General features: G+C 66.2%; 7 protein-coding genes, 1 pseudogene and 1 CRISPR repeat array. Of the genes and pseudogenes, 3 read left to right on the top strand and 5 right to left on the bottom strand.

Annotation, left to right across the window (positions count from 1 at the left end):
• A pseudogene (locus tag QZY44_RS01310) lies at nt 1-134 on the top strand (IS30 family transposase); the annotation flags it as partial.
• Between the two features lie 105 nt (nt 135-239).
• On the opposite strand, the gene QZY44_RS01305 reads toward QZY44_RS01310, so the two are convergent.
• The 4 genes from QZY44_RS01305 to QZY44_RS01290 form a co-directional block, all read right to left on the bottom strand.
• Nucleotides 240-1,157, bottom strand: a complete 918-nt coding sequence (locus QZY44_RS01305; RefSeq protein WP_295441181.1) for a response regulator — start codon at nt 1,155-1,157, stop codon at nt 240-242.
• Nucleotides 1,158-1,270: 113 nt separating this feature from the next.
• Complete coding sequence (locus QZY44_RS01300) at nt 1,271-4,387, bottom strand: mechanosensitive ion channel domain-containing protein (protein ID WP_295441178.1); 3,117 nt, start codon at nt 4,385-4,387, stop codon at nt 1,271-1,273.
• Between the two features lie 99 nt (nt 4,388-4,486).
• On the bottom strand, nt 4,487-4,969 hold the full coding sequence (locus QZY44_RS01295) for a PAS domain-containing protein (RefSeq protein WP_295441176.1): 483 nt from the start codon (nt 4,967-4,969) through the stop codon (nt 4,487-4,489).
• Nucleotides 4,969-6,537, bottom strand: coding sequence for an ATP-binding protein (locus tag QZY44_RS01290; RefSeq protein ID WP_295441174.1), 1,569 nt, complete (start codon nt 6,535-6,537; stop codon nt 4,969-4,971). Before QZY44_RS01290 ends, QZY44_RS01295 begins: the two co-directional genes overlap by 1 nt.
• A 579-nt stretch (nt 6,538-7,116) precedes the next feature.
• On the opposite strand from QZY44_RS01290, the gene QZY44_RS01285 reads away from it, so the two are divergent.
• A complete protein-coding gene (locus QZY44_RS01285) occupies nt 7,117-7,539 on the top strand; it encodes a hypothetical protein (protein ID WP_295441171.1) in 423 nt (140 codons plus the stop codon).
• Between the two features lie 46 nt (nt 7,540-7,585).
• On the opposite strand, the gene QZY44_RS01280 is transcribed toward QZY44_RS01285, so the two are convergent.
• Complete coding sequence (locus QZY44_RS01280) at nt 7,586-9,433, bottom strand: diguanylate cyclase (protein ID WP_295441168.1); 1,848 nt, start codon at nt 9,431-9,433, stop codon at nt 7,586-7,588.
• Between the two features lie 472 nt (nt 9,434-9,905).
• Here QZY44_RS01280 and QZY44_RS01275 point away from each other — a divergent pair, with 472 nt between their 5' ends.
• The gene (locus tag QZY44_RS01275; protein ID WP_295441165.1) at nt 9,906-11,201 is read left to right on the top strand and encodes a PAS domain-containing protein; all 1,296 of its coding nucleotides are present in this window, start codon (nt 9,906-9,908) and stop codon (nt 11,199-11,201) included.
• A 228-nt stretch (nt 11,202-11,429) separates the two neighbouring features.
• Nucleotides 11,430-11,674: direct repeats of the CRISPR family, unit length 24 nt; unit sequence GCTTCAATGAGGCCCCGGCGAATT.

The raw sequence follows: 11,674 nt of genomic DNA, 5'->3' as shown, positions 1-11,674 counted from the left end.
CCCAGCGGTACCTGACCCAGATCGCGACGGCGCTCAATACGCGTCCCAGAAAATGCCTCGGCTTTCTCACGCCCGAGGAAGTTATGTCACAAGAAATCAGGCTCTTGAACACTGCCGTTGCACTTCAAAGTTGAAACCGCCATGTAAATCATCCGCCGGGTGAATCGCACGCCGCCGATAACGCACTGAAATACCTTGGCGAGCTTGGCGCCTTGGCGTGACAACGGTCCTTTCCAGGATCATGCTTGTCCCCGCGTCGGGGGAGCGACCGACACAGTGGCCAGGACCAGATTGCCGCTGCCTTGATAGTCGAGGCGGTCGAAGGCGAGTCGGCGGGCCATGGCGATCCCCCGGCCGTGGATGTCGAAGGCACGCTCACCGTTCAACTCGAGATACGGGACCCAATCGAAACCGGCACCCTCATCGCGCACCGCAAAACGCAGGCAGTGAGGCTCGCGGGTCAGCTTCACCTCCGCCCAGCGTCCCCCCAGGGTCGGGTCTTCCAGCCGGCGTTCGATCTCCTCCAGCCAGCCCCCCTGCTCCAGGAGTTCGCCCTTGCGCTGGTAGCCGATCGCGAGGTTGCCATGCTCGACGGCGTTAATCATCAGTTCCGCGAGCCCCATGGACACCTGGAAGGGGCGTGGGCTCAGGTTCCCCAGTTGTGCCGCCAGCGCACGGGCTTGCTCGATGTCACGGAAACGCAAGCGTCCCTCATACAGCGGGACGCGGGTGATGGCGGTCTGGGCACGCAGTCGGCGCAATTCCTGGCGGTTGTGCCGATCCTCCAGGGCGGCCGTCAAGGCCCGCCGCAGCGCCTGCGCCGCATAGGGCTTGGCAAGGTAGTGCCAGACCCCGGCCGCGAGTCCGGCGGCAACATCCTCCGCGCCGTTGGCGGCGGTCTGCATGATGATCGGCAAGTCTTCGAAGCGTGGGTCGGAGACGACCCGGCGGGTCAGTGCGATGCCATCCAGGCGGGGCATCAGCCGGTCCAGGATCAGTGCATCAAAGCGGGCGGGCTCGGCGTCCAGCCGTTCCCACGCCTCAATGCCATCGGCGGCACAGGTCAGCGCGCAATCGGCATCGCGCAGGAATTCCGCGATGACGGCCAGGCTGACCGGGTCGTCGTCCACCACCAGCAATTGCGTCACATGATCCATCCCGCCTCCCAATGTCTCTGCGGTGCCGATCGGGAACCGTCCAGGTTTACGGTTGGTTGCCGCGAAGTCTAGCAGACTCCCGCGTGGGGGCATGGTCGCTATCCTGCCGGCTCCTATTCTGGCGCAATGGGTGGGGGCAGCTCCACGGGCACCCCGGCCGGTGCCGGATAGATATGCAGGTCGTGCTGGGGATAGGGGATGCTGATGCCGGCCTTGCGGAAGCCGTACCAGATGCGCCGGTTGACCTCTGAGCGCACCGCGACGGGTCCCACCGGACCTAGACAATGCAGGTAGTATTCCACCCGCAACCGGATGGCGGAGTCCCCGAACTCCCATAGCGTGACCTGGTGCGCGGGTGCGCGCAGCACCAGGGGATAGCCGGCCAGGATCTCGCGCACCAGCGCGATGGCGTGGTCCGGATCATCCTGATAGCCGATCCCCACGTTCAGCACGGTGCGCAGCACGTCGTCGCTGCGCGTCCAATTGATCAATTCACCGGCGATCAGCGACCCATTGGGGATGAAGACCTCCTGCTTGTCGAAGGTCCGGATCGTCAGCGACCGGAAGCCGATACGCGTCACCTCCCCCTCGTGGCCGCTCAGGGTCACGATGTCGCCCACCCGCACCGGGCGCTCCACCAGCAGCAGGATGCCGGAGATGAAGTTGTTGACGATGTTCTGCAGCCCGAAGCCGATGCCTACCCCCAGGCTGGCGGCGAAGACCAGCAGGGTGGTCAGGCCCAGTCCGATGACCTTCAGCGCCAGCACGACCCCACAGCAGATCACCAGGTATTGGGTGAAGATGCTCAGCGCATTGCGTAGCCCCTGATCGCGCACCCGGGCGTAGGCGAGTTGGAAGCTGACCTGCCGGAACCAGGCGCCGATCCAGAAGGCCCCGCCGACGAGGAGGCCTGCGATGACGAGATCCCGGGGCGTGAGGGTCAGATGCCCGGCGTTGAACAGTGAGCGCTCGCTCCACTCCAGCGCTGTGCGCAGCGGCGGTGTCTGCGCGCTCCAGCCCCACAACCGCACCAGGCCCCAGAGGGCCGCGAGCCAGGCGAGCAGGACCGCGAGCGCGTAGGCCGGCTCCAGAAACTGCCGCTGCCATAGCTCGCCGCGCAGATTGCCCGCGTCACCGCCGAGGCGTTCACAGTAGCGCGCGGCGACGTCGTACAGATCGTCGAGCGCCGCGCGGGTGAGATGCAGCAGGGTCACCACCAGCGCCAGCCAGCCCAGGTCGGCGGCGATGGCCCAGGCCAGATTGAGAAAGCCCGCGAGCCCGAGCAGGCCGGCCGCCGCCAGGGCAGCCGCGATGGCACGCGAGAGCCAGGCGAGGAACCGCAGCCCGTGGCGGATCGGGTGCACCGGTTCCGTCAGGGTTGGCCCCAAGTCCGGGCCGCCGGCCTGAGCCGCGTCCTGAGCCGCGTCCTGAACCGGGGTCTGAGCGGGCGCCTGCGCCAGGCCCAGGATCAGCCTCTTCAGCCCGAAGGCCGGCACCGCGAGCAGCAGCAGCCCGACCATGGCCAGCCGGTCGAGCAGATCGCCCACCAGGGGCGAGAGCGGCAGCGAGTGGGTCGTCACATAAACGGTGCCGACCACGGCGGCCAGCACCAGCCCCCAACGCAGGCGCCGATAGAAGGCTGCGCGTGCCGCGGATGTCTCAGCGGGCAGACCGGGGGCGAACAGCTCGGCCCGGGCCAGGGCGAGAAAGAAGGCGCAGGAGGGCCAGGCCCCGAGCAACAGCAGGCCCGGTAGCCATTGCCGCGTCGGCAGGTCGAGATACGTGCCCAGCCAGACCCAGAGTAGGGCGGGGATGCCCCAGGGGAGGACCGGGACCAGTGCCCGCACCGGCACGGCCAGTCGCCGCCCCAGTGTGAGCCCCGGCCGCCCCAGCCACCCGCTCAGACCCAAGGTCGAGATGCTGAGCGCCAGGGCACCGCCGACCAGGATGGCCCAGTCGGCCCCGCTGAAATCCGTGAAACGCCCCTCCAGGTCCAGCGCCAGGGCGCCCTGCTGGCGGATGACCAGGGTCGGCAGCGCGGCGATCCCGGCGCCGATCCGTCGCCAATCCCGGCGCAGACCCGGCAGCGGCAGCCGTTCGGTCAGGGCGGCGGCATCGAGCGCCGCGATCTGCCCGGCGAAGCGGGCCGGCTCCGGCGCGAGGCGCTCCAGCAGGGCCGCCACGCGCTGACCCTGGTTATCGATCAGTCCCTCCAGTTCCGCGGTCACCACCCACAGTGGGCCGTCCTCCAGGCCGCGGCCCCGCAGTAGCGTTCGGCGCACCCCCAAGGCCTGGCGTTCATCCGCCAGTTCGGCCTGCAGGCTGCGCAGTTGATCCGCCAGGAGTTGCAGCGCGTCCAGCGCCTGCGTGAGCAGACCCACGGGCATGGCGCTGTCCTCACGCAGGGCGACCAGGCGGTCCAATTGCGCGCCCAGACCGATCAAGTCGAGGTCGTTGTCGGCCAGAAAGGCGCGCGTGCCCGCGTCGTTGAGGCGCATGGCCAGCTGGGTGCGCCGGGTGGAAGCAGCGGGATCGTTCCCCGCGATGGCCCCCGCCTCGGCGGCGAGACGCCCCGATTCACTCAAGAACCCGCTGATCGCCGTCTCCAAAGGCAGCGCCCGCGGGTCCTGCGCAGCGGCCGCGGGGCGGTCGACGGCATCCAGGCCAATACGGTCCTGGAGCAGCCGCAGGCGCTGTGCGCTCAGGGCCTCATTGCGCCGGTCGGCGGCCAGCAAGCGCCCGAACCCATCGATCAGTGCGCGCAGGGCCTGGGCCTGCTCCTGCAGCAGTCGCAAAATCTCGCGCTGTGATTGGGTGTCCCGGTCATCGGCTGGGACATCGTCGAGACCCCGCCCCAGCGCCGAGATGCGTTGTCGCAGCCCGGCCAGGACGGAGCGCCGGTGCGCCATCTGACCCTCGATAAAGGCGTCGCGCGCGCGCATCGAGTCGCGCGCCAGCGCGGCCTCGCGCAGCATGTCGGGGTGAACATCGGCGGTACGCAGGGTGCGTTCCTGCGCTGCGAGCTCGGCCGCGAGGCGCTCGGATTCCTGCGTGCGATAGCCATGCAGCACCGCCAGCGCGGCGCCGATCTCAAGGATGCGGGTGGTCTCCTCGCGGATCTCTGCCGGCCCGGGCAGCCCGGTAGTGCTGTCCTGTGCCAACCCAATGGCGTCGACGAGGCACAGGAGGAGTGCGATCAGCACTCGGAACGGTGTGTACTTGGTGGACATCGGCTGCCGCGCTGGTCGAGAAGGTCGGGGTAGGGCTTAGGCGATTTCCTGGAAAGCTCGCTAGGCTCTAGGCTAGTCTAACGGGCCGAGAAAGGGCAATCACGCCCAAGCGTCAAGCCTGCCAAGGTTGTTCAGTGGGTGACAGGCGCCGGCCAGGATCACCCGGTTCTTCCCGGCGGCCTTGGTGACATCGTGAAGACTCACCACCACGCCCTGCACCGCTCCCGCGATCCAGAAAGGGGAGAGGTGCGCCTCCAGATACCGGCGCTGACCATCAGGAAAGGTATGCTGAAAATTGAGATGGCGTGGCTCACCGGTGAGGGCGGCGACCAACTCCGGGCCGATGCGGGCATAGATTGCCTCCGGCCGCACCCGATCCGAGTGATTGTAGAATTGGGCCAGCGCCTGGGTCGCCGCGACCAGTGACTGGAGTTGCTGCCCAATCGTCTGGGCATAGACCGCCAGGTCCTCGCGGATATACCGCGCGCTGCTCGCCTCCCACACATGGGCCGCCCAGGCGACCGACAGGCTCAGCAGCAGGCCCAGCACCAGGATCAGGAGCTCAGGCAGGCGTTCCGGCACTAATTTTCCAGGAATGGCCGGTTATAGACACCAGTGATTTTGTCATAGAATCCGTCCGGTTGAAAAACCTGTAGCCGGTTCCGCCCGCTCTCCTTCGCCTGATACATCGCCTCATCGGCATGCCTGGCCAGTTCGATCGCATCGCTGCCGTGGTCGGGATAGCAGGCCAAGCCGATACTGGATGAAAGCGACAGGGTCTTGCCATCCAGGATAAAAGGCTGCCGCAGCGCCTCGCCAATCCCTTCTGCGACCTTGACAGCCTGCTCCTCATCCTGGACATCCGTCAGCAGCACCACGAACTCGTCTCCGCCGATCCGCCCGACGCTATCCGCCGCCCGAATGCTGCCGGTCATGCGTTTGGCCACCGCCTGGAGCACCAGGTCCCCGTGCAGGCGGACCCGGGTACGGACCACCGCCCGCTTGAGCGGTTTGTGGATGAAGTCCACGCCGCCGGCATTCAGTGCCTGGGTCTCGCTGTCCTCGTCCGTCTTGGCGGTGATGAAGATCAGTAACAGGGCCACCATTTGGAGCACGCGCTCAACCAGGTCCCGGTTCATGGCGCTGTCGTCCACCACTAGCAGATGCGCGCCGGTGAGGCGGGGCAGGGTGGGCGGCTGCGCCACCGCGTCCGGGGCGCTGGCCGACACCGACGTCTCGGCCGCCCGGGCGAATGGGAGTTCGAACCAAAAGGTGCTGCCCCAACCGAGCGCGCTCTCGACCCCGATCTCGCCTCCCAACAGGTCGACCAAGTGCTTGCTGATGGCCAGCCCCAGGCCGGTGCCGCCGAAACGCCGCATGATCCCCGTGTCCGCCTGGGTGAAGGGGGTGAACAGCTGTTGCAGGGCCGCGGGGGCGATGCCGATGCCCCGGTCGCATACCGCGAACCGCAGCCGTACGGCCGACGCGTCGGTCTCGACCGCCGCCACCCGCAGCGTCACCTCGCCCTGCTCGGTGAACTTGATGGCGTTGCCGATCAGGTTGAGCAAGACCTGTTGCAGACGCAGGGCGTCGCCCACCAGGCGTCCCGGTGGTATGGCTGGGGCCGCGACGCGTAAGGCGAGTCCCTTGGCCCGGGCGGATGGCCCCATCAGGGTGTCGATATGGGCCAGCAGGAGCGCTGGATCGAAGGGCGCTGCCTCCATGCGCAACTGGCCCGCCTCGATCTTGGAGAGATCCAGCACATCATTGAGGATGGCGAGCAGAGACTGGCCGGCATCCTGGATACGCTGGACCATGTCGCGCTGGTGATCGCGCAGCGGCTCGCGGTTGAGCACCTGGGCCAGGCCGAGCACGGCGTTCAGCGGGGTGCGGATCTCATGGCTCATGTGCGTCAGGAACTCGGTCTTGGCCGTGTTGGCGGCCTCGGCGGCAGTGCGTGCCTGCTCCAGTTGCCCCTGAGCCATCCGCAAATCGTATTCCAACCGCTGCGCGTTCATGATGACTTGGCTCAGGGCGATCAGCAGCCAGGTCAACATCAATAGCAAGATGAATGGGCTCTGGAACACGGGGCCGGATAGATAGTCAGTCAGCGGTGGTGCAAATACCGAGATATACCAGGCGCGGGCCATGTTTATCGCGACCAATGGGCCCCACACGCCGGCCTGCCAGCGATCAGTGGACCAAAATACCGGGGGCGCCGGGAGAGCAATACCTGGATCAGCCAGATTTCCCATGCGGCAGAGAAGAGCGAATTCAGCTCCATTGCGGGACCGAGGCGTAAAGTTTTGTGAGGAGCGCAGCCAGGGCAGACGCCCGCGCCGTCAGGCCGACCGACTGGGAGCGCCGCACCCAAGTCGCGGCCCGGCCCATCCGCAGCACGCGCCCCTGCGGCTGCTTGCGGGATCGTGCCGCACTGGGGTGCGGCGCTCCCAGTGGCAGGATTGATGATCAAGGCCGTTACGAGCGGCTGGGTGCCCCGAGCCGCGCGGGGCATTCGCCCCGCCCGCAACGTTTTGGGCGATCGGAGTAGGTGACGCTGCCGGTGCCCTAAACGTTCAGGTCGGGGTCGCCGACCCCGGCCCGCGCCAGTGGTTGAAACCGACGAACTGGGATTATATTTAGCTGCTGACACAAGCGGGGGCGATCGTTGCTAAGCGCCCTTCATCGGCAAGAGACCTAGATTTCCCTCGGCCATCAGGAGCCCTAGCATGCGCATCATCGCCTTGTGCATCGCGCTAACTGTCCCCGTCGCCGGGTGCGTCCATGTTGTCACTCGCGACGACGTGGAACAACTCGCCGCCTCCGGCCCATACAACGACAGCCGGCTCGCCACCGAGCTTTGCGGCAAGCCCGCAGACCTGGTGGGCAGCCCGGATGCCAGGGACCCTCTGACGGGCATGCCCCGTACTGAATTGATTTCCTGGTCGCCCACGAGCGATACCGAAGGCGCAGCCACCGCCCACATCGTCGGGACGGGCATCAAAAAGAAATGGCCCGATGAAATCAACATCGGAAAATGCGAAGGGTCCATCGCATTCAAATACAAGTTCCGGTGGGCGGATAACGGCCGCGCGATTGTCAAAGAGTCAAGCTTTACGCAAGGTCCGGTGGTGGTCAAGGCGACACGCTGAGGCCAATCTTGGCGAGCTAGGCGCCTTGGCGTGGCAGCGGCTCTTTCTAGGTGGATGGCTGGTGTGGCGGCGTCGACACCAATAACTTACCGGCTATCTGTGGGCTGCTGCGTTGCTTGGCCTGCCCGAGTTGTTCCTCGGCCAACTGCAACAGGGCCGCGGAATCGCCGTCGAGTGCGCGGCGGCGGGTGGCGATGCCGATATGGACCGTCAACGATGGCAGCTGCGAGGACGAGGCATGGCCCAGGGCGCGGGTACGCACGGCATGTTCGATCTGCTCGGCCAGTTGCCGGGCCGGTTCGAAATCGGTCGCCGGGAGCAGGCACGCAAAGGCCTCAGCACCATAGCGAGCGACGAGATCGCCCGGGCGCTGAAATTTCGACTCCAAGACCTTCGCGACCAGGCGCAGCGCGTCGTCGCCCGCCGGGTGGCCGAAGCGCTCGGTATAGGCATTGAAGTCGTCGATTGCGATCAAGAGCAGCGACAGGATGTTACCGCTGCGTTGGGCGCGCGCACATTCGAGGGCGACCTGCTTCTCCAGGAATGGCCGGTTGTAAACCCCCGTGACTTTGTCGTGGTAGCCGCCGGTTTGAAAGACCTTCAGCCGGTCCCGCCCGCGCTCCTTCGCCTGATACATCGCCTCATCGGCATGCCGGGCCAGTTCGATCGCATCGCTGCCGTGGTCGGGATAGTAAGCCATGCCGATACTGGATGAAATCGAGAGGGTCTTGTCATCCAGGATAATGGGTTGGCGCAGCGCCTCGCCAATCCCTTCGGCGACCTCCATCGCGCCCTGGTCGTCCTGGACATCGGTGAGCAGTACCACGAACTCGTCCCCGCCGATGCGCCCGACGGTATCCGCGGCCCGCAGGCGGCCGGTTATGCGCTTGGCCGCGACCTGGAGCACCAGGTCCCCGACCGCATGACCGCAGCTATCGTTGATCGGTTTGAATTTGTCCAGATCGATGAACAGCAGGGCCAAGCGGTTGCCATGGCGCCTGGCCCGTTCCAGGGCCTGCGCGACCTGTTCAAAAAACAGACTGCGGTTGGGCAGATCGGTCAGCGCATCGTGGTGCGCCATATAGGCGATCCGTTCGTAAGCCTGCTTGCGCTCGGTAATGTCGAGCTTGACCGCGATATAGTGGGCGATCTGGCCGGCGTCATCCTTGACCGGGGCCAGATGGGCCTCTTCCCAATAGACCTCACCCGATTTCCGGCGGTTGATCAATTCACCCTTCCAGGGCTCGCCGCGCGTGAGGCTGCTCCACATCGCATCAAAGGTCGATGTCGGGGTCAGGCCCGAGTTCAGAATCCTGGGATTCTGCCCGATGGCCTCCGCGGGCGTATAACCGGACTGTTCGGTGAATTGCGGATTGACATATTGGATGGTGGCGTCCGCGGCGGTGATCACGATGGAGGTCGGACTTTGCTCGAACGCCTGCCATAACACCTTCAGTTGCTTATTGGTCCGGGCGATCTCTGCCAGGCTCTCCTCCAGCGCCCGGGTGTTGCGCTGCAGTTCCAGGTGCAGGCGGACCCGGGCCCGGACCACCGCCCCCTTGACCGGTGTTTGGATGAAATCCACGCCGCCGGCATTCAGGGCCTGGGTCTCACTGTCCTCATCCGTCGCGGCGGTGATTAATATCACCGGGATATCGCGGGTGGCGGGATTGGCCTTGAGCTTCGCGCACACGGCATAGCCGTCCATGCCCGGCATCACGACATCCAGCAGGATCAGGTCCGGTCGCGCGCCTTGTGCCAGCAGGTCAAAGGCCTGCGGGCCGGAGCTGGCGAAGCGCACAGCGTATTCGTCCGCCAATAGATACGAGAGGACCGCCACATTCGCGCGGGTGTCGTCGATGATCAGGATCTGTGCAGATTCGGTGGCGGCCACTATGAAATACTCTCTCCGCAAAGGCGTCGGCAGCCATCGCTCCGTCATGGCTCACCATCGCCGGGGCACGGCCTTCCCGAATAACGGGGGCTATCGCAGGTCGAACACGATAATAGCCGACAAGGATAGTCCTCTTTGCGAGGCCTACAGGTAAAGATTTGTGAGGAGCGCAACGCGGGCCGACTCGCTCCCAGCGCTGCTTGGGATCGCCGCCTGGCGAGTCTTTGTGAGAGGTCGCCGAAAAGTACCTGGTAGCGGGTACACCCGGTACCATTTCTATGTCATTGTGTTTCCCGCCGCGTCGGTTATTCTGACAAAGTGGGCAGTACCTGCCGGCGCATGCCGGGCGCGGTTGCCTGACCCCATCGGTGGGGGCGAGCCGCTCTGGCCTCTGGTTCGGGCAGGGCCCCGTGCGTCGCCTGTGGCCGCCGCGAGGGCCAGCGCTCCAAGCCCCCCACCTGGACGCACCACCGTGCGCCGCGGCAGCGCTCCCTGGCCGAGAGACCCGCGCACGGCCGCACCCATCGACCACCGGGCCGGACCGCACGCAGCGCTCTGGTCTCGCGAGTGCCTCATTGCCACACCGACCACTGCCGCCCCCTTTCCCGCCTTCACCCTGCGCGACGCCGACATCCTGCGGATCATCTGCCTCTATGCCGCCGCCGCCGGCCTCTGGACGGTCTTCACCCATTACGCACTGGCCGGGCAGTTCACCGATCTCCAGCAATTCGTCCGCGCCGATCTCTATAAGGACTGGGAGTTCGTCGCGTTCAGCGCCTGGTGCCTCTTCGTGGTGCTGCGGCGCGAGTCGCAGCGGGCGGCCGCCATCGCCGACGCGGGCCGGCAGGCGGCGGATGCGCTGCGCGCGGCGCAGGCACGTCTCAGCGTCTTCATCGACCATGCGCCGGTCGCGCTGGCCATCTTCGATCGCCAGATGGGCTATCTGGCCGCCAGCAGACGCTGGATCGAGGACTACCGCCTCGATCGCGACGACCTCCTGGGCCAATCGCATTACGCCATCTTTCCCGAGTTGCCGAATCGCTGGAGGGAGGCCCATCGGCGCGGGCTTGCCGGCGAGGTCCTGTGGGCCGAAGAGGACCGTTTCGAGCGGGTCGACGGCGGCGTACACTGGGTGCGTTGGGAACTGCGGCCCTGGTACGACGGCGACGGCGCCGTGGGCGGCATCATCCTGTTCACCGAGGACATCAGTGCCCGCAAGGAGGCCGAGGAGGCGCGCCGCCGCAGCGAGGAGCGCTTCCGGCGCTTCATGGACCACAGTCCGACCATCGCCTGGATGAAGGACGCCGAGGGACGCTATGTCTACCTGAATCGGGCCTTTGAGGAGCATTTCCAGACCGCTGCGACAGACTGGTTGGGCAGGACCGACGCCGATCACTGGCCCGCCGACATCGCCGCCGCCTTCCTGCGCCACGATCAGGAGGTGCTGCGCACCGGCCGGAGTCTCGAAGTGGTCGAGGAGACCATCGACGCCGATGGCGGCCAGAGTGTCTGGCTCAATACCAAATTCTGCGTCGCCGAAAGTGCCGACCAGACCTTCGTCGCCGGTATCGGTCTCGACATCACGACGCGGCGCCGCACCGAGGAGACCCTGGCCCATCAGCGTGAACTACTGCAGCGCCTGTTCGACCACCTGCCGGTCCTGCTGGTGCTGTGGGAGCCCGGCATGCAGCGCTTCACGCTCAACCGCCATGCCGAGGGGGTACTGGGCTGTGGACCAACGCGCAGGCCGGTGCCGTCGACCTGCTGAGCGAGATCTATCCGGACGCGGCCTACCGCGCCCGGGTGGTCGCCCGCATGCAGTCGCTGGCGCCCGGATGGCACGAGTGGGAGACCACCACCAGGACCGGCGAGCGGGTGCCCATCGAATGGTTCAATCTGCGCTTGAGCGACGATACCCTGGTCGGCGTCGGCCTGGATCTGCGCGAGCGACGCCGCAGCGAGAGCCGGTGGCGCCGGCTGTTCGGCAGCCACATGATGCTTCAATGAGGCCCCGGCGAATTCGCCGGGGAAACTCCGCAACCAAATTAGCAGGACAATGTTGACCACTTGCTTCAATGAGGCCCCGGCGAATTCGCCGGGGAAACCACTCCGGCGCGTCGCCCTTGCGCTGGAAAATCTCCCCGCTTCAATGAGGCCCCGGCGAATTCGCCGGGGAAACGTCCTCATGGCCAACGACAGCGACCCGCTCGCCGCCTCGCTTCAATGAGGCCCCGGCGAATT

Origin of the sequence: uncultured Thiodictyon sp. (assembly GCA_903837595.1) — a bacterium.
Classification (GTDB): Bacteria; Pseudomonadota; Gammaproteobacteria; order Chromatiales; family Chromatiaceae; genus Thiodictyon.
This window is presented reverse-complemented; position numbering and strand designations above follow the sequence as displayed.